We start from the raw sequence: 22,791 nt of genomic DNA, 5'->3' as shown, positions 1-22,791 counted from the left end.
CTTTAATTTGTCTTCTTTGTAAAACCCTGTCTGGTCATTTCACCCCAGGAATTCTTTTTCCTAAGTAGGTCAATATTGCCCTTAATAGCAGACCATACTACAAACGGATGAAAAATAAATGGCTCTAAAAATGCAGTAACTATTAACATCAGCAAATCTTTATTGCTTTTATATTGGTTGTAGGTCAGTACCTCCATAAGGATGGCAAATACTGAATAAAGAAACCCAAAACTAAATATAAAAAGAAGCAGACCAATAAAAAAGGACCAATGAATTAGGCCTAGCAATACGAAGATCACAAAGCTCAGTAACCCTAAAAATTCAACAATTGGTGCTAAAAACTCAAAAAAGAACCAGTAAGGATAGCTAATCATTCCTAATCTCCCGTATTTAGGATTAAAGAACATTACTTTGTGAATTTGCAAAGTCTCTATAGTTCCTCTTGTCCAACGATTTCTCTGACGTCCAAGAATTTTAAAAGATGCAGGAGCCTCCGTCCAACAAAGTGGGTCAGGAATAAAACTCACCTTGTAAGGCACTTTTTGCTCTTCCATGTACCTGCGCATCCTTACCACAAGTTCCATATCCTCGCCAACAGTATTGTGGTTATAGCCACCGCATTTAATTACGATATCTCTATCAAATGCACCAAAGGCACCTGAAATGAGCAGTAATCCGTTTAAACGGCTCCAAGCCATCCTGCCTAGAAGAAATGCCCTTATGTACTCTAGTGTTTGTACCCTTGGAAGAAACTGCTTGGGTAGGTTGACTTTTACCAATCTCCCATTTTCCACAATACAGCTATTGGCTATGCGGATTACTCCACCAGTTGCAATGACTTTGGTTTGTGTGTCTTCAAGGAAAGGTTTGGCAAGTTTCAATAAGGCATCTTGTTCAAGGATGCAGTCGACATCAATACAAACAATATAATTATTTTGGGAGATATTAACTCCAACATTCAAAGCATCTGCCTTTCCCCCATTTTGTTTATCAACAACGATGAGTTTCTTATAAACGGCCTTTCTACTTTTATAAACTCCTAAGACATCCTTTGTAGCAATCCTTTTATTGACAAAAAAATCTGACTTATAAAGGTCGTAAGCACTGATCAGCTTTGCCAAAGAATCATCTTTACTTCCATCGTTAATAATGATTACCTCTAAATTGTTGTAATTAATAGACAACAGAGAACGTACATTTTCGATGATATTTGCACCTTCATTATATGCAGGAGCGAGAATGCTGATGCTTGGGGCCTGCGTTGAACTGGCAAGCACCCGGTAATCGGTAAAACTGTTTTTACGAAGGTAATTACGGATTTCACCGATTGAGTACGCACCAATAAACATATAGCAGGACAGCAACAATATTGAATAGATCAATAGCCCATAGGTAAAAACATCACGTACAATCTCTTGCCAACTCATGCTTTAATTTCACTTTTTATTTGAGTAAGCATTTCGTTTAATGGATACGAATCTGACTTCGCATCGTTCATCAATAATTCTACGCCAGCTTCACTAACATTGGCTATTGCCCGGACTACAGATAATTTCATTTCAAAATCATCTGTAGTTAAATAGCTTTGCAATCTTGGCAGGTCGGCATCATCACCAACTTTTTTTACTGCTTTTAAAATAGCCAACTGGTTATTGTATTCTTCCAATTCGAACCTGTCTAATAACTTCTCTGATGTTCCCTCGGTATAGATTTCTGTTAGTGTGGAAATGGCTTGCGCCCTAACAGTTGATTCGGGATGTTCGAGACAATTGACAATATCTCCATAAAGTTCAAAATGATGATAATTACGGGCAAGTTTTAGTGCGAATATAACAACACTGGGGTTATCCGATTTAAGCCATTTATCTATCCCAGTTAAATTTACATGTCGAATAACGGATAGCTCTTTAAGCAATTTCATCTGTTGCCATTCGGAAAGCTGGTAAGAAATCACATCCAAAAAACGAAGACCCTCAAACCCGAAAAGGTTAAGCACTGCCAGCTGTGCCTCTGCTCTGACCAGCTCATTTTTATTATTTGTAAACCTGTATATTTTAGTAAGATGCTCCTTGAGTTCCATTGTACCAATCTGCTGAATCCCAATCGCCATTAGGTGCCACTTACCGCTATCAATAAGATTAATAGCATTCTCGTCCAAGTGCAGTTGGAGAAACAGTTTCTTTATATTTTGCCCGGCCTGACCCGACATATTCTTTTTTGCTGCCGTAATCTTCTTAGTTAGTTGTGCTCTAAACCTACTGTTCTTTAAATTAGCTTTTAAACGTGAGGTAACAGGTATCACTTGATCATCGTCATTCCCATTTTCCTCGAAAAAAATGGCCTTTCTCAGCAACAAATCAATCATACTGTTCCATTTGGTATATTTTCTTCTCCATTTTTTCCTGATTAGCAAGTAAATTGTCATGAAAAGGATTAAAAAAATAGCTGCACCGAAAAAGAATATTAAAAGCGCTTCAAAAAATATCATCTCAAGGGGACAAGCGTAAATCTTTTTATTCTGACTGAAAGCTCATTAGGGCTAAAAGGTTTGGTAATAAAATCGTCGGCTCCCAATCGAAATGCTTCAAGTACAATATCCTCCTGCCCCATGGCAGAAAGCACAATAATAGGTGTCTGATATTTTTCTCTGAGTGCGGCTACCACCTCCAGCCCGGAAAGATATGGCATCATTATATCTGAAATCACCAGGTCAGGTAAAAACTGATCTATTTTTTCTACAGCTTCCCTACCGTCTCTCGCAAGGATAAGCTGATGGCCATCTTTTTTTAAACGGAATTCTAAAGTCCTGAGCATAAGCTCATCATCTTCAGCAATTAAAATTTTCATAGATTAGCAGTTAGGGATAATTAACTAATAATTTTGGAATCGTATTGTAATGACTCTAAGTTAACTTTTTTCAATAAAATAACGGTAAAAATATTTTGTGAAAATGATTAATCCATGCTAGATATTTCTTTTTATGATTGCCATGTCATTTTCAATTTTCTAAAAATCTGACACATAGATTGTAAAATAAATTACACACATCAATGTGGTGTTTGCACAACTTGATGCACAATTCACTACACAATCATAAAACCAGCATTTTTTTTCTTATAACGTTAAGTAATTTCATCGTAAAAAAGCCATGAAAAAATTAACGTTTATCTTATCAATTACTTGCATCCTTTTGTTATCAGCATGCAATAAAAAAAACGAGGAGAAAGCTCCTGAATCCAATAAAAAAAAATATAGCATAGGTGTTTCCCTTAAGAAGGAATCCAGTTCGAATGAAACAGAATCCATTCCATTGGTTACTCCGATAGAGAATTTAGTAAATCAGATAACCTACGTCATTTTTAATGCTGAAACGGGTAACGAATATTACAGGGCAACACAAACCAGCGAATTACCGGGCATGGGCGAAATATACTTCGATTTGCCTATTGGTGAATACATATTCATAGCGGTTGCTTCTAAAACACTTTTTGGGATTAATAAGTATTATAGGGACAATGAGGTTCCTATCCTTTTACCTCTTTCTGAGGCGAACATGCAGTACTGGCAACCAAACTCTACTATGGCAGATAAACATTATAAAACTGATGATACTTTTTACGCAAGGTCAAGAGTTAGTGTAAGTGGCAATCAGGTAGTAAGTTTAACCTTACAGAGAGTTGTAGGGAAACTTGAAGTTATTGTTGAAGATGTTGAAGACTTTATTGTTGATGTTAATTTAGAAGCAACAGGATTTACTTTAGATACGCAAAAAACATTCGGCACTATAGATAACAATGCAGGCTATGAAGTAAGCAATGCGAATGGCCCAATCAGTATATACATTTTGAGAACAGAGAAACCAATTCTAATTGAAATAAGAGGCGGTGGAGTAAGAAAAATGATGAATGTACCGATTTACAGAAATAAGCGAACAATAGTTAAAGGAAAATTACTTGTTCCATCTGCCTCAACAAGTTTTAGTGTAACAATTAATGATAAATGGTTGATTGATACTGCCGTGGTTCACTTTTAAAGGTTGCTATATATATCCTGAACAAATTGCGCTTACTTACAATGGAGAATCATGAATTTGCGAATGATTTTTAAATAGTGAAAAGTGTCAATTTGTTCAGGGTTCTTCAGTCTGGAAGACCTTATTTAATAGTTGGCTACTATTATTTTTCTCTAAAATTCTTAATAAGAAAGTAAACAGACACTAAAAAGGTTAATGTATATAAAATGGCTAGTGCTGGCTTTTCAAATTTCAAATTTTCAAAATCGAATTGCTTATATAGAGTCCATCCTAAAATGATTGCTATAATTGCAAACAGAAATGTTGGTCCTTTTTTATTGTTCATAGGTCTAATGTTTAATTACGATATCTACTATTATTCCAATTATTATTGCTGTCAATGCAAAAGTGATCATACCTAAAATGTAAGCAAAAAATGCTTTAACATAATTGATAACTTTTTCCTTTTCGTAAAATTGTCCAATTGCCCAAGTCGTATAAACAAACCCAACAATGCCTGCAATTTGCATTACTTTAAAATGTGTTAAACCTTGAATAATTGCAAAAACGGAATAAATTAACATTCCCATTCCAATCACAAAGCAAAGAAGTATGAGAATTTCAAAGATGTTTAATTTATATTTTCTAAAAAATAGCTTTGTCCATAATGCAATAAAAATACCCATGATGATATTCGCATAGCCATAGTGTCCCTGTACCCATTCAAAAATTGTACTTGTTGTAGATTTATTGCTATCAAAATACCTTATATAACCATCTTCGAGATGGAAAAAATTGCTGCATGTTGAATAGACAAGAGAAGTAACAATGATGAAAATTATTGGTTTGACAAGTCGGCTTCTGTTTTCTGAAAGATAATTTCTTACGTTTTGTCCTGGATTTACTATGAGTTCTTTTATAGTGTATAAAATCCCACGTTCAAAATGCAAAACGTGTTCAATCTCATGAATGATGTAATGCCCATCAATTCTTTTAAGCTGGCTGGATTGTCCACAGTTTGGACAATATTTTGAAGTTAATTCGATGTTGCAAGCTTTACAATTCGTCATCTGTTTTTTCTTTCTGTATTTTGGTTGTTATTGCGTTTCCGGTATAATTGCCACCAATCCATAATCTTAGGAAGCCCTTCTACTAGCTGTGTAAAAACTACTATATACAAAAATGAACACAAAAGAATTCTCAAAAACTACACTAAAGTGTAGTTTTGTTATTAGCCACTAATCACTAATGAAAAACAACATTAATTCAAGCCTACTTACAAAGAATAAAGTCAGAGAAGTAACAAAAGAGGATCATCTTCAACAGCAGCATTATTTGGATGTTGTAAAATCTTTTGCAAGGTTAACCTATGAAAGTATATATGTTATTGATTATGAAAAGATGGGGTTTGAATACGTTTCAGAAAATCCACTATTTTTATGTGGGCATTCTTCTAAGGAAGTATTGAATATGGGCTATGACTTCTATTTTAGAAATGTTCCTGAGGGTGATTTGGAACTATTGGATCTGATTAATAACGCCGGTTTTGACTTTTATAAAAAATTGCCGGGCAATGCAAAAAAATTGTACAGTATAACTTACGATTTCCATTTGATTAATAAGGATGGTAAACATGTTCTGATCAATCATAAGCTTACTCCTTTGTTTTTAACAACCGATGAGCAGTTGTGGAAAGCGATGTGCATAGTTTCGATTTCTCACCATAAAAATGCGGGGAATGTTTATATTCATAAACAGGGAACTGATGAAACCTGGGAACTAAATGTAAAAAATAGTATTTGGTACAAAAAAGAGAAACCAAAACTTACAAAAAGAGAGATAGAGATATTGCGTTTGCATGCACAAGGATTAACAATTAGCGAAATTGCAGAAAGAATCTTTGTTTCTCCTGATACTGTAAAATATTACCGAAGACGAATTTTTGAACGTTTAGGTGTAAATAATATCGTAGAAGCGCTTTCTTATACGGTTAGTAACAAGATTATTTAAATTTCCCATCAGGTATTGTATTTTAAAGGAAGAATTACTGTAAAAAACATGTTGTATTCAAACATAAAGCTAGAAAGATTGTAACTTACATGATATTTATCCAAATCGAATTATGTTTTCAAAAATTTATAAACCGGTAGCCCTAAGCATCACACTTTTATCATTAACCGTATGCAGTATGGCACAAACCGGCAAACCGGTTGAAAAAAATAAGGCTAATACCGACTATAAGCCTGCGTTTGCCGGACAAACCCGTATTGGTAGCGTTAAAACCAAAACTCCATATACTATTAAAGTTATCAGCACCGAACTAAATGGCCCTTGGGGTATGCACGCTTTACCCGACGGCCGTTTACTAATCAGCAGTAAGCCTGGAGCTATGCAAATATTAACAACTGCAGGTAAAATTGACAAAACCATCACTGGTTTCCCGGAAGTACAATTTCAGGGACAGGGAGGTTTACTAGATATAAACATTGACCCTGATTTTGCCAAAAATCGCATGGTTTACTGGACCTACGCACAACCAGGTGAAGGAGCAACATTAGCGGTAGCTAAAGGCAAATTATCAGCCGATGAAACAAAGCTGGAAAACGTAAGTGTAATATTCGAAGCCAGTCCGCGCTTTAAAGGTGCTGGTCAGTTTGGTTCACGCTTGGTATTTGATAAACAGGGCAATATCTTCATCAGTTCGGGTGATCGTCAATCAAATGACATTCGCGAGAAAGCACAGGATTTAAATGCAACCACTGGTAAAATTATCCATATTACCAAAGACGGTAAACCGGTTGCAGGTAACCCATTTATAGGCCGTGCAGATGCAAAGCCTGAGATTTATGCATATGGCTTTCGTAACCCGGATGGACTTTCAATTAACCCAATAAATGGTGACCTTTGGGAGACAGAGTTTGGTCCTCGCGGTGGCGATGAAATCAATTTGATTAAACCAGGAGCCAACTATGGCTGGCCTTATGTGACTTATGGTATTGAATACGGCGGCCAAAAGGTTTATGATGGTATACAACAAAAAGAAGGTACTGTGCAGCCTGTTTACTATTGGGATCCAGTTATCTCGCCAGGTTGCATGATGTTTTACACAGGCAACATAGCTGAATGGAAAAACAATCTTTTTGTAGGTGGATTAAGTGGACAGCATATTATTCGTTTGGTTATAAAAAACAACAAAGTTGTAGGCGAAGAACGTTTGCTTTCCGATAAAAACGAACGCTGGCGCTGTATGGCTAACGGTAAAGATGGTGCTATTTACGCAGCAACAGATAGCGGTAAATTATATAAGATATCTAAACAATAACCGACAATACCCCTTAGGGGTTGCTAGAGTGCCTTTAATGGTCATAGACACCCCACAAAATCTCGCTTTTCCACTCCGAGCATAGCAGATAGTTAAGGATTTTTGATGGTAAAAACCTGGATTACACTGATGGATAAATCATAAAGCGAGCTAACAGTCACCAAATAAACCTTTTCTTAAAGCTGAAAAACAGCAAAAAAGATCTCCAAAAATGGTATATTTAATTGAGCTTTAATTAATTGTAGCTGATTAATCTTAATGCCAATCTTATGAAAACGATAATTCTGCTTTTTATTTGCGGCCTCTTCTTTTCTGGCAGTGATAAATATACCCAAAAGCCTTCATATCTATTGGATTACAGCAAAACAACTGTAGCGACTTGTGGTTCCTTGTCTCCCACAGAAAGTATTAGGACAACAGAAAACGGCAAGTTTATTATGCATTTGCCCGATTGGGGAAATTATTCCTACCAAATATCCACGACGAATGATAGTGCGCAGATTTATTTTAATCAGGGATTAACTATGTATTATAGTTACCATATGAAGGAAGCCTTAGCTTCCTTTAAAGAGGCAGCTAGATTTGATCAGAATTGTGCTATGGCTTATTGGGGACAAGCATTGGCAATGGGGCCCTACTATAATTCTGCCCACAATTACACTATCCCTAAGAATATACAGGAGGTACTAAAATTAATGAATCAATCAGCTGGCAGCGCATCTGTAAAAGAGCGCAACCTGCTTAAAGTTATGAACCTGAGGTATCCGTCATCAGAAACGGATACCATAAAAACAAAACTGAACGAGTTATATGCACAGGGCATGAGAACGCTTATTTCCTCATATCCACAGGATGCAGACATAAAGGCACTATTTATAGACGCAGTGATGCTAATTCATCCCTGGAACTTTTGGAATAACGATGGGTCAGCAAAGGGATGGACACCTGAAGTGGTCAGTTTGTGTGAAAATATACTGCAGAAAAACCCAAAGCATCCTGCTGCTTTACACTATTATATACATCTAATGGAAGCTTCGCGTAAGCCGGAGCAAACACTTCCCAATGCGCAGCTACTGAAAGATCTATTTCCGGGCGTGGCTCATATGGTTCACATGTCTAGCCATGTGTATCAAAGAAACGGCTTATACGCATTAGGTGTAACCGCCAATGACAGTGCTGACGCGAGCCTAATGCGTTATGATTCGCTTGCCAGACATCTTTCACTTAACAAACATTCTTCACACTATTTTGCAGTACAGACTTTTTGCGCCTTGACAGGTGGAATGTACACCAAGGGAATACAATACGCCTTTAGGTGTAGAAAAAGTGTGGGGCCAACTTATGAAGATACCTATGCTCAATATTTATATATGATGCCGGTTTTTACAATGGTAAGACTTGGTAAATGGGATGAGCTATTAAAGGATACTGTTCAGCTAAATGACCGTTGGGTATACGCGGGGATATTGGACAATTTTGCGAAAGGACTGGCATATGTGTATACGGGAAAACGGGATTTAGCATACGGGCAGCTTATTCTGTTACGCAATAAAATAACAGATCCAATTTTAAAAATAAAACACATTCCTTTCAATACTCCATTGCAAGCAGCACAAATTGCGGAAGGCATTTTAAATGCCGCTATTTTATTTGATCAGAAAAGGAATACTGCAGGGATTAACAGCCTCAATAAGGCTATAAAAATAGAGGACGAAATGGTTTACAGCGAACCAATGGATTGGCCGATTCCTGCAAGGCAATTTTTAGGAGCTTACCTTTTAAGTTTAAAAAAGCCAACAACTGCAATAAAGGTTTACAAAATGGATCTGGAACTAAATCCGGGAAATGGCTGGTCATTACTGGGGTTATATCAAAGTTTAAGTGTTCTCCATGAGGATAAGAAGAGAACTAAATATAAAACTGCTTATCTTAAGGCATTCTCTAACTCAGAAGAGATTCCTCCAGCCTCAGTTTATTTTGCATTTGGGAATAAGTAGTCAATTTAACTGAATATCCAAAATATCATATTTATGCTAAAGCTGCTTAACTTTAACATTTTCATATAAATATTATTTACTACAAGATTAATAAGTAAGAATATACACGATTTATTGCAACAAGTAGCATTTATCAAAGAGCTTGACAAGCTAAAATATATTCAGCGCAGAACTAAATTATTTAATAGCAACAGACATGAAAATGATGCAGAACATAGTTGGCATTTAGCATTGATGACACTTGTTTTGGCAGAACATTCTGACGCTCCAATAGACATACTAAAGGTATTGAAGATGGTACTATAATCCACGACCTTGTAGAAATAGATGCTGGTGACACTTTTATCTATTATATGCTGATTTATTTATCTTGCTATTTTTTGATTTGCTCGTTGTAACTCATCATCCAGTTTATCCCGAACTGATCTGTTAGCATCCCAAAATAATCTCCCCAAAATGTATTTGCCAGTGGCATTGTTATTTTTCCATCGACTGCCAAAGCATTGAAAATTTGATCTGCTTCTTCTTTACTATCTGCAGATACAGAAACAGAAAAATTATTTCCCAGCACAAATGTTGGTGCCCAGTCCCCTCCACAATCACTACCCATCAGGATAGAAGCACCTATTGGCAATGATACATGCATGATTTTACCTCTATCGGCTTCCGGCACTTTGTATTCTTCGGTTTCGGGCATTTCGCCAAAACGTCCGATGTAGGTAAATTCCCCACCGAAGACAGATTTGTAAAAGTTAAATGCTGACTCGCAATTCCCATTGAAGTTCAGGTAGGTGTTTGTTGTTGCCATAGTTTTCTTATTTAGCGGTTAATATCTTATTTTCAAAATTACTAATATTTTTACATTAAAAACAATGTATTGCTAAAATATTTAGTCTTAAAATTTATAATATTAATCATATAGCCTAGTTCTAAAAATGGGATTATTTAGAACATCTAGAGCTGATATTTTTGTACGCTTTTTACTGTTTTACCAAATTTCTTTTTAAATGAGCGCGAAAAGTGTGGAAGGCTTTCAAATCCAAGATCAAGATAAATAGCCGATGGCTTTTGATGCTTATGCTCTATCAAATGTCGTGCTGCTGTTAAACGTTTATCTAACAGCCATTGCCGGGGCGGCATGGCAAATATTTTTGTGAAGTCGCGTTTAAACGCAGCCAAGCTACGCCCAGTAAGGTGGGCAAATCTTTCAACCGAAACATTAAAATGAAAGTTGGACATCATAAAATGCTCCAGGTCAATTTTATGGGGTTCGGCAAAGTTAAACAGGAAAGACTTTAATTGTGGCAAGCTATGTAATAATAATTTAACACCTTCTTTTACTTTGAGGATGCCCATCTCTTCAGGCAGCGTCTCGACCGTGGCACGGGCGTAAGGAATAATAGACTGGAAATAACCCAGCAAAAAAGGATCAGGAGGAATTGGCACATTAGATGGACCGGAGTATTTAGGCTCAACACCTATCTGTTCCTCCAGGGCAATTTTGCGTAACAAATCATCCTGCAAACAAATAACAATGCTCTCGTAACTTTGGCCAGGAAGCGGTGTTTTAGTAAGTGTACCTAATTGATTTTTACCCACAAGCAACATTTCACCAGCTTTTACTTCCGTTCGCTGGCTGGCAGTTTCTAAATGAAGCTGCCCCGAAACCATCAATACCAGGGTATGATGGTTCCAGAAGCATACTTTATCTTTCCGTTCTGCTGAAAGATAAGAATAGAAGATTACGCCTGGAAGTATTTCAGCAGGATTGGTCATTTATCTCTGTAAGTAAGTACCGCCTGCAATGGCGCCATGTGCAAAAATAGTATTTAATAATTCCATTTCTGCATGTGTAAATACGATATCCATAGCAACTGCATTTTCAGTCAATCTTGCACGGCGGCTCATGCTTACCAGGGGCATAATATGGTCGCCCTGTACATTTACCCAAGCAATGGCCACTTGGGTAGGTGTAACCTGTTTATCGTTCGCTAAAGCTTTCAATGCGTCTACTTTCTCTAAATTTTTAACAAGATTGTCGCCTTGGAAACGGGAAAAATGTAGGTGATGGTCGTCTGCCGCAAGGGGTGCCTTCATATCCCCGGTTAATAACCCTTCGGCGGTGTTGGCAAAAGCGGCTACCGCTATGTTCAGTTCTTTTGCGACTGGCAACAGTTCGTTTTCGATCTGCCTATCGGCTAAAGAATAGCCTATCTCCAACGCGCTTATCGGATAAACTTGATTAGCATGGCGCAATTGTTCAGGCGTAATCTCAGAAACACCAACGTAACGCACTTTACCCTCTTTTATTAGATCTGCAACTGTACCAATGATATCCTCAACCGGTACACTACCATCCATACGGCATGGTTGGTATAGATCAATTGTTTCAATACCCAAACGGGTAAGTGAATAATTAATGAAGTTTTTGATAGCCACTGGACGCAGATCAAGACCCAACCACTGGCCATTATGAAAAAAAGCGCCGAATTTAACGCTTATAAAAGCATCATCTCTGCGACCTTTAATAGCCTTACCTACTAACAATTCATTGTGTCCTGCTCCATAAAAGTCGCCGGTATTTAAAAAGTTGATACCACTGTCTAGCGCGGCATTTATTGTTGCTATACTCTCTGTTTCGTCAGGTGTAGGGCCGCCCCATACAGAAGACATGCGCATGCAGCCCAAACCCAGTTTGGACACGAGCGGGCCGTTTTGGCCCAATTGGATTTTTTTGATCGTTGTCATGATACAAAGATCGGTACGCTAATTTGACTTGACTTATCTGTACGGCTCAAAGTTATTACCTACAAGGCTCAACTTGTTAACACATCTGCATAGTTCGTCCATACCATCTGTTTTCAATACCTGATTTTACAAGGCAAATGGATAGGAGATATTTTCATCTTACCTTGGATTTATTTCGCCAATAAGGTAGCCAGGTAATCCAATGTCATGGTAAATCCTTCCTTGAAGCCCATATTGATAATATTCTCCAGATCGGCAAGTGTTTTATGCTTGATAGTAATGTTTACCGTTGTTGTTTCTTCTGTTTCGTTAAATTCCAAATTCCACTCTGAACCAGGCATTTCTGGATTGATCTTTTCATCCTTGTCAGTAAAAGCATCTAAGAATTTGAAATTTGTTTTGGGAGTTATAGCTGTAAAATCCTGAATGGACCAATGTTCCTCTCCTTCAGGGCCTACCATTGCATAAAACCTACGTCCTCCCTCCTTAAAGTTCATATATTTTGTCCTTGAAATCCAGGGCTTAGGTGCCCACCACTTGTCAAGGATTTCCTGTTTTGTGAATGCATCCCAAACTGAAGATTGATTTGCCGCAAATTCTCTGTTTACAAATACTGTATTTGTAGACTTGTTGACTGTAAAGTCGAATAATAGATTACTTTTCATTTTTTTATATTTTTCATTGTTAATAGTAAGTCATCAAGTTGGCTAAATCTTGTTTCCCAAATTTTACGGAACTGCTCCAGCCATTTGTCTATTTCCTTCATTTTGTCTATTTCAAGTAGGTAATAGATTTCTCTACCCTTATGTTCTGATTTTATCAATTCACACTCTGTTAAAATGCGCAAGTGTTTGGAAATAGCCTGCCGAGAGGTATCAAAATGCTCAGCAAGAGCATTAGGCGTCATTCCTTGTATAGCTATAAGTACAATGATAGCCCGCCTTGTGGGGTCTGCAATAGCTTGAAAAATATCTCTTCTCATTTCAACAATCAATTATTATGAAACCAATCAGTTGCAAATATATAAGCAACCAATTGGTTTCGCAAATGTTTTTATGTTTTTTTTTATTGAGAAGTTAATATTTTTAAGTTGGACAAACCAAAGAGTGATTTGGTTTACAAACAAATGGCAATAGGTTAAAATGAATATCATCTCCTGCCTAGAAAAATGTATTTCAATCCCGCTTGGTTTATAATATTTATATTTTCATTATTTATTTAGATCAAAATTCCATATAATGCTTAGCTTTGGGCAAAATAATAAGCAGTGTCTAGTATTAGAACGTTGCTTATAAAGCATAGCACCAACAGAAATTTATTCATATTTTGTTCTACAATTCGATTAATGAAAGCCGCAAATTCCTAAATTAAAATGAACTTACAATGCGTGCCTAAGTCGAGATTTACATACTCATCATCAAATAATCATTTTGAAAGCGGTTTGAACAAATTGCAGCAAAATCTTTCAACTTTCTTTAAGTAAACCGTCTAATTATGTTCCCGACGCATGGTTTTCAGTCTAAAATTTTAATAAAAAGTACTGTCTTAAATCTATACTAATTTACCAAAAATAGAGTAGTCTTTGTTCACAATATTTGTGATGGCATGTAAAACAAATTCACCATTATTCAATGTCAATACAGTCCAGCTTCGTCTATCACGAGCATTCCGGAACACTCATTACACCTCAGCAAGAAGATTAATGAACAATATAGATTCCTAGCATACTTTAGGCTGAAGCTATTAGTGCTTATTTTGCCCAGGTGCATAAGGCTTTGCCGACTTTGAACCAGTTGCTTTCTTAACCTGACCTGGTGGAACTTTCCCACTATTCCCTGCAGTTCGCGTTGTGTAACAAGAACTAACCAATAAAATTAGAGCCCCAGCTATTAAAACATTTACAGTTTTCATAATTCTCTTTATTTAGTTTTCTGCTAAATTCATGCCATCTGCAAATCAACATCCCTAATCGACGATTGAGGTTTTATTTATTTTGGAGATTTATCTGTTGAATTACTCCATCAAGCATAACAGATAGCTTTTTTGCACCTAATTTATTTAAATGATCAGCATCATGAAAATCTGAAATATCGAATGAGTTATCTTTTAGTAAGTTTACATAAGTTACATTTTTATAATGAGCGGCTAAATCTGCCATCAGATGAACTGTTTGGTTAAGTTGCTTCACATCCAAGTGCTCAAAATATGTTTTATAAGCAGGCGGAGTATAAAATAGCACCTTTATGTTCCTTTGTTTTGCGAAACTAATGATGCGTTCCAAAACAACTTTATTCTTTGCAAAATATTCCTCATTTATTCCGGTATGCCTTTTTGCAGCGATTGTTCCACTATTAAGGAAAGCTACTTTATCCATCATCGTTTTGTGTTCTCCCCAGCCCAGATAAGAGGAAGTAAGAAGACTATTCTTTTTAATATAATATAGATACAGTTTGTCCATATTCTGTTCAAACTGGCCAAATATTTCAAAGTGACTAAAAACATCATCTGTTGCCTCAATTCCGCAATAGATTGCATAATTTTTTAATCTCCAGCTTTCATCATTATGCCTCAAAGAGCTATATAAACTAAAATAAGAAATAGGCACAACAATGAATTTTAAACTTTTCCAGTTTGTGTCGTATTTTTCGAGGATGTCATCATCTAAATCAAGTGATTGCGAAACATAAGCCGCGTTGAAGGATTTCTCCTTAACAACGGCCGGGTTAATTCCATAAAAAGCATGTGAACTTCCCAGAAATAAAACAGCTATCTCACTTGTGTGCACTTTTAAATAGTTACTCTTAAGTTCATAATCATTAGGAATATGACGAAGGAGAAATTCTTCTAGAATTCCAAGAACCAGTATTGGAAGCAGAAATAGAAAGGTGGATTTCAGAAACTGTCTCATATTAAAACTGGAAATAAATAAATTGTTGTTTTTCGCCGGCGAACCAAACAATTGCCAGCACCAAAGTATAATAAAAGGCCCATCTAACCGGCTTAGGAAAGTTAAACCCGAAATTAGCAATAGCGTACTCCTGCGTTCTACCCCTCCATTCTATCAATATAAACACGGCGATTAGTAATAAGATAGATCGCGGAAATATTTGTGGCTTGCTGAACCCCGAAGTGGAGAACATGCCTCCAAGATATTCAAAAGCATGATGAAGATCTTTTGCTCTAAAAAACACCCAGGCAATTACAGTTAATCCAAAAGTTACCCCCATGGATAAGATTTCCCTTAAATTAGGAAAGACTCTCCCCTGAGCTACCACATCGAGATTTCTCCTATTTGTTTCAAAAAATATTGAGGGCATTATGTATAGGGCATTTAACAGTCCCCAGACAATAAAAGTCCAGTTAGCTCCATGCCAGAAACCACTTACCAAGAATATGATAAATGTATTTCTTACCTTTTTCCAGATGCTCCCCTTACTTCCACCTAAAGGAATATACAGATAGTCTCTAAACCAGCTCGACAAGGAAATATGCCATCTTCTCCAGAACTCTGCAATGTCTCTTGAAAAATAAGGGAATGCAAAGTTTTTCAACAGGTCAATACCAAAAAGACGGGCTGTTCCTAAGGCAATGTCAGAATAACCTGAAAAGTCGCAATAAATCTGGAAAGTAAAAAATAATGCCCCCAATATTAAAGTGCTTCCATTGTATTGGGATGAATTGTTGAATATCATATTGGCATATTCTGCACAGCTATCTGCAATAACAATCTTTTTAAACAATCCCCATAAAATTTGCCTTAATCCGTCTACTGCTTTTGAAGTATCAAAAGTCCTTTCTCTTTTTATTTGCGGTAAAAGATGGGTTGCCCTTTCAATAGGTCCGGCGACAAGCAATGGGAAGAAACTTACAAAGAGTGAATAATCTATAAAATTACGTTCTTCCTTTATTCTGTTTTTATAAATATCTATAATGTAAGACAAACCATGAAAAGTATAGAAAGAAATCCCCACGGGTAGTAATACATTTAAAGTGAGAAAACTTGGTTTAAAGCCCAATAAAGAAATCCCCTCAGCGAAAGAAGTTATAAAAAAATTGAAATATTTAAAGACGGCTAAAAAGCCTAAGTTTATACCGATGCTTAGCCAGAGCCAAAAAAGCCTTACCTTTTTACTACTGGCTTCACTTATTTTTATTCCAGAAAAATAATCCAACAAGGTCGAAAAAATCAATAGAAAGAGGAACCTGTAGTCCCAACATCCGTAAAAGAAATAACTGGATACTAACAACAATCTATTTTGAAACTTGAGGTTACCTTTTGTTGCAAACCAGTACAGCAGAAAAACTACCGGTAAAAAAAGAGCAAAACTTAAAGAGTTAAATAACATTTTACTCAGGAAGCATTAGAGCTATGAATAAATATAATATTTTTTTTTGAATCTCAAGCTCCTTAAAACACTTTTAATTAGACCTTTAAGTTACGGAATCGCTCCCATCCTATTATCTATAAAAAAAGATGAATCTACTTTTATGCATTTCATGAAATTGTGATAACTACACACTTTAAAGATAAAATTATAGACTTTGACTTTTCTAATTTTCCGGAGCCAAGACATGATGGATTAATCAGCGTTGCCGATCAGCACAAAGATGCATTTGTTAAGTTTGTTGGAAAATAGATTTGAAAACTAAAACAACACTTTAAGTATAAGAAAAATGGCGAATATTTTGCCTGTAAGTTTTGATGAAAATTGCTTGGTTTCGTTTTATCCAGTACTTTTTATTTCTGCAAGGTTGGGATCTTTTGAGCAGAAATTTCAAAGCACAGAGACTCAGCCGGTCACTTGTCAACAACGTAATTCAACGCCGTAACACCAGAAGACAATTCCTTAGTTGATAACCGTTTTAATTTGATCTTTTGTTCCAGGTTAGTAAATAAAGGGATCCCAGCTCCCAAAATTACAGGATTGACAAACAACCAGTATTCGTCAATCAGATTTTCCTTTATCAGTGCATGCACAGCCGTTGGGCTGCCAAATATCAGAATATTCTTTCCAGACTGTTGCTTGATACTATTTATTTTCTCGGCAATATCATCGCTAATTAATATCAGTTTATCTGCTTGTTTCTGTAACGTTCTGGACAACACAATTTTACCTACCTCTTTATACCATCTGGAATGTTCAATATCATGTTTTGAAGCATTGGGTTGATCTGCCGCATTTGGCCAGTATCCCTCCATCATTTGGTAAGTAACCCTTCCATACAATGCGGTGTCAGCTTCATCTGTCAACTGTCCAACATGATCAAACAGCTCATTATCAACTTTAATCCAGTCCATTTCTCCATTGGATCCGGCAACAAACCCATCAAGGCTTGTGTGCATGGATAAGATAATTCTTCTGCTCATAACTTTTATTGTCTGTTTAACAATTGAACAATTGCCGGGCCTATTTGTGACCCTATTCTATAGCAAACATACGGATAGAAAAACAAAAAATCATGAAGGAATCGTTTCGACCAGAACCTCTTCGCCTAAATAGTCATAATAGGTGCAGGTCATTTTTTCCGTGCAGACGATCCATTTCTCAATCCCAGTTTCTGCACATTGCATGCAAAAGGTGAAATAGTCAGATCCACCTTTCTGATGATCCTTTAGATAAGATTTAAATCTTTCACTGTCACTTTTTCCGGCAATTCGGAGAGAAGTGTATTGAGGATCAGAAGTAACAAGATAGCCATTATCACCATAATAATCGGTATGACTATCAATCACAAAGGTTTCAAAAGATTTAACTCCCAAAGCGATGATTTCCCTAATGTAAGCTGGAAAATCTGCTCCGCTTTTTACTTTTTGGTGAGCAGTTTCAATTTGCTTAACAGTAAAACGGTTTGCTGAATCGTATTCCGACATCTGTATAATGGTTTTGATCTTCCTAAAATTACTAAAAAATTGGATATATGAAGCGGGGTGAACACAGAAGCAGCAATGATTTTAATAAGCTATTCAGAAATGCCGGGTAAAGGATAATATTCTGGAACTATATAATTTAAAAAACAATACATATCTGTTATCCACCAATCATTGACAGCAAACATTACCTCATCTGCTTTCCCTGATTATCCAAATAAAAGGCCGTCAATACCCCGCTATGGACAAAACTAATGTACTTACAGACCTCGCCGGAATTGAGTATTAAGGTTTTTCTTTTTACCGGCTTCCATTTCAGCATAGACAAAAAATTGTTATTTCTTCTGCATCCAGATCAATATGTTTAGCTACATTCCTGAGGATTAGCTCATCATTCATGAGATACTTCAGCTTATTTTGGCAAGTGGATGCTGCAGGTAAATGATGATCAGGGATAGCAAAAGGAAAGGTACCTCGATCATTACCCCTTTAAAATCTCTATCCAGCAAATGAAAACAGATAATCAATAAAATACCAGCGGCCATCAGAAAATTTCCCCAGACAAAAGTTTTAGGAATGAGGATCAGGGCAACACTCAACAACGTAAAGAAGCCTAAAACCATTACTCCCTGCCTGCCAATGTTCCATTTACCAAACAGCTCCAGCATTTCGCTTTTACCGGAAAACATTGCCCAACCCTGCTTGGTCCCCATATAAGCGGCAAACAGTATAAGTAAGGTATTTATAATTTTCACTATCATCATTTTAAGTTAAGGATTTATCCAGGGAAATGAAAATGTAACCGCAAAAATGGTTTGCCCGGTAATCCACCAGCCATCGGTTACCAAGAATTCAACCAGCGGGCAATGTCCTCAATCCTGGTAAGTGGCTCGTCATGAATTTACTTATCAAACAATTCCTCGTTTATTTATCCACTTTCAGCCAAAGTTCATCACTATCCTTCCTTATAAAATACCAGGTTAAGTGAAATGTGAATCATGTCAGAGATCAGCTCATCCTTCAAATCGGAAAAAAAATTGCCCGACTTATAAGTGATCCCCCATTTTGTTCGGTCGATATCCATTTCGGCCAAAGCTTTTAACCCATTCGCACGGGGACTGATCGTTGCCAGAAAAATCAAGGGCTTAGTCACACCTTTTATGGTTAGCTCACCGGCCACTTTGTACTGGTTTATCCGACCGGTAGCCACAATAGACTTCACACTGATGGTTGAGGTTGGATTTTGGGCAGTGGCAAATAAATTACCCGCCTTGATCACCTGTTCAGATTCCCGGTTCTCATTCAGCAGCAATTTGTCCACCGCGGTGATGGAAGTCATATTCATCACGAAATTGCCATTCAGCAATTTGCCTTTCCCATCCGCATTCAACACACCCAAATTAAACAGTAAAAAGCCATTATGCCCCCCATTGACCTTCGTGGCCTTCCACAATAGCCGGCTCGCATTCAAATCCAATTTGTAAACAATCGGCTTGCCAGCTGGCTGCTGCCTTGCCATAGTCACATTTGCCAGACAGAACAGTACCGCCAATAGCATTAAATAGTTATTTTTCATTTCTTAAGGTTTGGCATTTAATTTTTCCAATGCGGCATAAGCCTCGTTTTGCTTATCACCGTTTGATTTTACAGATTGCCGATAGGCCATTATCGCCCCAGCCGTATTTCCGGCCGCTAGCTCAGCCTTAGCCAGCAGGTTGTAATTCTCATGAAATTTGAGATTCACTTTGAGGTTAAACTTCAGGATCGTCACTGCCTCTCCAATGCGACCCTCGGCCAAAAGCCTTTCTCCTGTTTCCCTCAGACCACTCCGGTTCGGACTGCGCAGGTTGTAAACGTAATAATTCTTGGGATCCTTAACCAAATCCTGATACCGCCTGATCGCTGCCCCAACACCCTCATGAATTACCGCATGGTAAATCAGCTCACCATAGTCCTTCTTCGGTTCATTAAGACCCGGCTTTTTGTCCAGCACATTCCTGAGGTATTCATTGGAGATTGCCACTGATACATTACCCACCTCAGCACCCGCGCTACCAGTAATGATCCCGATCAGATAGCCATTGGAATCAATCACCGGTGAACCACTGCTGCCGCCCTTATGCGTCTTCATATCACGTTCGATCAGGATGTCCATTCCATATTTCTGATAAACCCTGCCCTGATGAACCGTACTGAGGCTATCCTCATAGGCGCAACTTAAAATATATACCTTCTCTCCCGGCTTCACCTGCGTATAGCGGGGCTTTAAAGGATATAAATTAGGCGAGCTCTTTTTTACCGTAAACACAATCCAGTCCCGTTCCTGTACCGTGGATTCCTTGCCCTCCAGCACTTCGTCAGGGTCTTCATTTAGTAACTCGTCCATCACGGCTGAATCCCGCATATCACCCTTTGGCCGCATCAACCATTCTTTAAGCGCGGCATTGACTTCAGTCCCCTTGCTCTGCTTGTTTTTAGCAATCCAGAGAATGTGCTTAGCGGTTGCCGCCAGTGTGTCCTTACCGTTATCAATTAAAAACCCTGTACCCGCGTACTTAAAAGAAGAATGAACATAGCGGTCACCGTTTTTAAACTGAACCTCATTGATCATTGCAATCTTGGGCCACTCAACAATCGGCTTGTCTACCCAGCTTTCCTTTTGCCGGGCAAAAGCCGCCAGCGAAAAGTACATCAGCATCTGAAATAATAAATGAATTTTCATACCAACATTGTTATTTACCCAAACCTAGCTTGGCGGATTCATTCAGGCACCAATAACATTGTAAAAAGAAATGTAAAAAATGTAAATTAAATAAATCTTCTGTATCCAAGTTGCTGATCAATACACGATAAGCTTCTCCCGAGCTACCCGCTCTTGGACATTCAGAAGCTTTAAACTTTGGCTGGTAAGACACCTGAATCTCACAAACCTGGAACAATGGGTTTACATTTTTTGCTTTCCTTATCTTTAAATCATCTGGAAAGAATTTAAAGGATGCAGCTCAAAGATTAATACACTGATTTGGGCAATATTCATGTGTTTCGTATTGGGAATAGGTATGATAATTATCGGTGGAAATGTTTAATTTTAAGGATCAATATGAAAAAATATATCACTAACTTTTATGCAATTCTTTTTGTTGCACTTATTATCCCTTCAATAAGTGCTACCAGTGTTGATAAAAACATCAAAGTTTTAAAACTAAGTACTAAAGTTTTAAAGGATAAGATTAAGGGCGGCTGGGCAGGACAAACTATAGGTGTGAGTTTTGGCAGCTATACTGAATTCAGATACAACGGAACTTATATCCAGGACAATCAAATTATACCTTATCAGGAAGGCTATGTGAAAAGGCTGATGGAAGAATGGCCGGATCTTTTTGACGACATTTATATGGATCTCACATTCGTGGAAGTAATGGAAAAACAGGGTCTGGATGCTCCAGTTGATGCCTTTGCTGATGCGTTTGCAACTGCTTCTTACAGTTTATGGCATGCAAACCAGGCGGCCAGGTATAACATACTGAACGGGATCAAGGCACCTGAGAGTGGTCATTGGTTAAACAATCCTCATTCAGACGACATTGACTATCAAATCGAAGCGGATTTTGCAGGACTTATGACGCCGGGTATGCCCAATACCGCGAGCCAAATCAGCGATAAGGTAGGCCATATCATGAATTATGGTGACGGCTGGTACGGAGGTGTTTTTATGGGCGCAATGTATAGTATGGCTTTTACCAGTAACGATGTCAATGTTGTAGTAAATGAGGCATTAAAAACCATTCCTCAAAACACGCTTTTCTACCGATGCATAGCAGATGTCATTCGCTGGCATAAGCAGTTTCCCAGAGACTGGAAACAAACTTGGTTTGAAGTGCAAAAGAAATATGCTGCAGAAAATGGTTGTCCGGAAGGCATATTTACTCCTTTCAATATTGACGCTAAAGTGAATTCTGCATACGTAGTTATGGGGCTTTTATACGGCAAAGGTGATTTTGCAAAAACACTGGAAATAGCCACCAGAACCGGACAGGACTCAGACTGCAATCCTTCTTCAGCAGCAGGTATATTGGGTACCATGTTAGGTTACGACAAAATACCGGACTATTGGAAAAAAGGGTTAAAGGGCAGTGAAGATCTGGACTTCAAATACACCTCCATGTCATTGAACAAGGTTTACGAAATTAGCTATAAACATGCGCTGCAAACCATCATTAACAATGGTGGCAAGGTAAACTCCGATGAGATTGAAATCGCCGTACAAAAGCCGAAACCGGTGAAATACGAACAGGGTTTTGAAGGTGTACATCCCATCCTTAAGACCATTTTAAATAAGAATATGGGTTTAACCTATGACTTTGACTTCGAGGGAACCGGATTTGTCTTGCGCGGAAGTAACGATAAGCATGATGCAAAGGCAGCAGATTACAGTTTTAAAGTTAAGGTCTACATTGATGGAATACTTCATGAAACTGCCGTTCTTTCCTCTTCGTTTAAAACACGCAGGCATGAGCTAACCTGGAAATACCAATTACCAGAAGGTAAACATCATATTAAGCTGGAAGTCACAAATCCTGATTCTGGTTATCATATCAGACTCTGGGACTGCATTATTTATGGGAACAAAGCAGTAAATGGATTAAATGCACATACCCACAATTAGCTCTCAGATGAAGCTGCAACTTTTTCAAATATCACATATAGGGTAAGAACGGGGCTTATCATTCACTGTTCAGCTTTTTTAAAGCATTAACACCGCTGCTGAGATTTGGGTTAAGCGCTAAAGCTTTTTTATACATCAGCATTGCATTTTTTTTATCTCCCGAATCCGCCTGTGCCA

Annotated in this window: 23 protein-coding genes; 6 read left to right on the top strand and 17 right to left on the bottom strand. The window is 37.5% G+C overall.

Annotation, left to right across the window (positions count from 1 at the left end; genetic code table 11):
• Nucleotides 1-2: 2 nt before the first annotated feature.
• The 3 genes from CPT03_RS03775 to CPT03_RS03765 are packed head-to-tail and all read right to left on the bottom strand — an operon-like array spanning nt 3 to nt 2,847.
• Complete coding sequence (locus CPT03_RS03775) at nt 3-1,427, bottom strand: glycosyltransferase family 2 protein (protein ID WP_099437593.1); 1,425 nt, start codon at nt 1,425-1,427, stop codon at nt 3-5.
• Nucleotides 1,424-2,425: a HEAT repeat domain-containing protein gene (locus tag CPT03_RS03770; RefSeq protein ID WP_157766344.1), complete on the bottom strand. Its 1,002-nt coding sequence runs from the start codon at nt 2,423-2,425 to the stop codon at nt 1,424-1,426. Before CPT03_RS03770 ends, CPT03_RS03775 begins: the two co-directional genes overlap by 4 nt.
• Before the next feature lie 59 nt (nt 2,426-2,484).
• The gene (locus tag CPT03_RS03765; RefSeq protein ID WP_099437591.1) at nt 2,485-2,847 is read right to left on the bottom strand and encodes a response regulator transcription factor; all 363 of its coding nucleotides are present in this window, start codon (nt 2,845-2,847) and stop codon (nt 2,485-2,487) included.
• 301 nt (nt 2,848-3,148) lie between these two features.
• Between CPT03_RS03765 and CPT03_RS03760 the strand changes: the two genes are divergently transcribed.
• On the top strand, nt 3,149-4,033 hold the full coding sequence (locus tag CPT03_RS03760) for a FimB/Mfa2 family fimbrial subunit (protein ID WP_099437590.1): 885 nt from the start codon (nt 3,149-3,151) through the stop codon (nt 4,031-4,033).
• A gap of 142 nt (nt 4,034-4,175) precedes the next feature.
• On the opposite strand, the gene CPT03_RS03755 is transcribed toward CPT03_RS03760, so the two are convergent.
• Both CPT03_RS03755 and CPT03_RS03750 read right to left on the bottom strand, forming a co-directional pair.
• Entirely contained in the window at nt 4,176-4,358 is a 183-nt protein-coding gene (locus CPT03_RS03755; RefSeq protein WP_099437589.1) for a hypothetical protein, read from the bottom strand.
• A gap of 4 nt (nt 4,359-4,362) precedes the next feature.
• Nucleotides 4,363-5,082, bottom strand: a complete 720-nt coding sequence (locus CPT03_RS03750; protein ID WP_099437588.1) for a DUF3667 domain-containing protein — start codon at nt 5,080-5,082, stop codon at nt 4,363-4,365.
• A gap of 178 nt (nt 5,083-5,260) precedes the next feature.
• Between CPT03_RS03750 and CPT03_RS03745 the strand changes: the two genes are divergently transcribed.
• From CPT03_RS03745 to CPT03_RS03730, 4 genes are all read left to right on the top strand, one after another.
• Complete coding sequence (locus tag CPT03_RS03745) at nt 5,261-6,022, top strand: response regulator transcription factor (RefSeq protein WP_099437587.1); 762 nt, start codon at nt 5,261-5,263, stop codon at nt 6,020-6,022.
• 112 nt (nt 6,023-6,134) lie between these two features.
• Nucleotides 6,135-7,334 carry a PQQ-dependent sugar dehydrogenase gene (locus CPT03_RS03740; RefSeq protein ID WP_245869966.1) on the top strand — a complete coding sequence of 400 codons (1,200 nt, stop codon included), beginning with the start codon at nt 6,135-6,137 and terminating at the stop codon, nt 7,332-7,334.
• A 269-nt stretch (nt 7,335-7,603) separates the two neighbouring features.
• Nucleotides 7,604-9,331: a hypothetical protein gene (locus CPT03_RS03735; RefSeq protein ID WP_216641601.1), complete on the top strand. Its 1,728-nt coding sequence runs from the start codon at nt 7,604-7,606 to the stop codon at nt 9,329-9,331.
• A 114-nt stretch (nt 9,332-9,445) separates the two neighbouring features.
• The gene (locus tag CPT03_RS03730) at nt 9,446-9,637 is read left to right on the top strand and encodes an HD domain-containing protein (RefSeq protein ID WP_245869965.1); all 192 of its coding nucleotides are present in this window, start codon (nt 9,446-9,448) and stop codon (nt 9,635-9,637) included.
• Between the two features lie 67 nt (nt 9,638-9,704).
• Here the strand turns inward: CPT03_RS03730 and CPT03_RS03725 are convergent, their stop codons facing one another.
• The 12 genes from CPT03_RS03725 to CPT03_RS03670 form a co-directional block, all read right to left on the bottom strand.
• Nucleotides 9,705-10,139 carry a VOC family protein gene (locus CPT03_RS03725; protein WP_099437586.1) on the bottom strand — a complete coding sequence of 145 codons (435 nt, stop codon included), beginning with the start codon at nt 10,137-10,139 and terminating at the stop codon, nt 9,705-9,707.
• Between the two features lie 146 nt (nt 10,140-10,285).
• A complete protein-coding gene (locus tag CPT03_RS03720) occupies nt 10,286-11,107 on the bottom strand; it encodes a helix-turn-helix domain-containing protein (protein WP_099437585.1) in 822 nt (273 codons plus the stop codon).
• Nucleotides 11,108-12,034 (bottom strand): aldo/keto reductase, encoded by a 927-nt coding sequence (locus CPT03_RS03715; RefSeq protein ID WP_245869964.1) that lies wholly within the window; start codon nt 12,032-12,034, stop codon nt 11,108-11,110. It lies immediately after the preceding gene.
• Between the two features lie 215 nt (nt 12,035-12,249).
• Nucleotides 12,250-12,744 carry an SRPBCC domain-containing protein gene (locus CPT03_RS03710; RefSeq protein ID WP_099437583.1) on the bottom strand — a complete coding sequence of 165 codons (495 nt, stop codon included), beginning with the start codon at nt 12,742-12,744 and terminating at the stop codon, nt 12,250-12,252.
• On the bottom strand, nt 12,741-13,061 hold the full coding sequence (locus CPT03_RS03705) for an ArsR/SmtB family transcription factor (RefSeq protein ID WP_099437582.1): 321 nt from the start codon (nt 13,059-13,061) through the stop codon (nt 12,741-12,743). Before CPT03_RS03705 ends, CPT03_RS03710 begins: the two co-directional genes overlap by 4 nt.
• A gap of 1,002 nt (nt 13,062-14,063) precedes the next feature.
• Nucleotides 14,064-14,987: a DUF1574 family protein gene (locus tag CPT03_RS03700; protein ID WP_099437581.1), complete on the bottom strand. Its 924-nt coding sequence runs from the start codon at nt 14,985-14,987 to the stop codon at nt 14,064-14,066.
• A gap of 1 nt (nt 14,988) precedes the next feature.
• Nucleotides 14,989-16,020, bottom strand: coding sequence for an MBOAT family O-acyltransferase (locus CPT03_RS03695; protein ID WP_245869963.1), 1,032 nt, complete (start codon nt 16,018-16,020; stop codon nt 14,989-14,991).
• A gap of 857 nt (nt 16,021-16,877) precedes the next feature.
• Complete coding sequence (locus tag CPT03_RS03690; protein WP_099437579.1) at nt 16,878-17,447, bottom strand: dihydrofolate reductase family protein; 570 nt, start codon at nt 17,445-17,447, stop codon at nt 16,878-16,880.
• A 90-nt stretch (nt 17,448-17,537) separates the two neighbouring features.
• Entirely contained in the window at nt 17,538-17,951 is a 414-nt protein-coding gene (locus CPT03_RS03685) for a DUF1398 domain-containing protein (RefSeq protein ID WP_099437578.1), read from the bottom strand.
• 404 nt (nt 17,952-18,355) lie between these two features.
• Nucleotides 18,356-18,712, bottom strand: a complete 357-nt coding sequence (locus tag CPT03_RS03680) for a DoxX family protein (protein WP_216641600.1) — start codon at nt 18,710-18,712, stop codon at nt 18,356-18,358.
• 191 nt (nt 18,713-18,903) lie between these two features.
• Nucleotides 18,904-19,524, bottom strand: coding sequence for a YceI family protein (locus CPT03_RS03675; protein ID WP_099437577.1), 621 nt, complete (start codon nt 19,522-19,524; stop codon nt 18,904-18,906).
• A gap of 3 nt (nt 19,525-19,527) precedes the next feature.
• Complete coding sequence (locus tag CPT03_RS03670) at nt 19,528-20,670, bottom strand: serine protease (protein WP_099437576.1); 1,143 nt, start codon at nt 20,668-20,670, stop codon at nt 19,528-19,530.
• Nucleotides 20,671-21,048: 378 nt separating this feature from the next.
• Here CPT03_RS03670 and CPT03_RS03665 point away from each other — a divergent pair, with 378 nt between their 5' ends.
• Nucleotides 21,049-22,614, top strand: a complete 1,566-nt coding sequence (locus CPT03_RS03665; RefSeq protein WP_099437575.1) for an ADP-ribosylglycohydrolase family protein — start codon at nt 21,049-21,051, stop codon at nt 22,612-22,614.
• The last annotated feature ends 177 nt before the right edge of the window (nt 22,615-22,791 follow it).

Origin of the sequence: Pedobacter ginsengisoli (assembly GCF_002736205.1) — a bacterium.
Lineage (GTDB): Bacteria > Bacteroidota > Bacteroidia > Sphingobacteriales > Sphingobacteriaceae > Pedobacter > Pedobacter ginsengisoli_A.
Note: the sequence above shows the minus strand (reverse complement) of the source record. Positions and strands in the feature narration are given on the sequence as shown.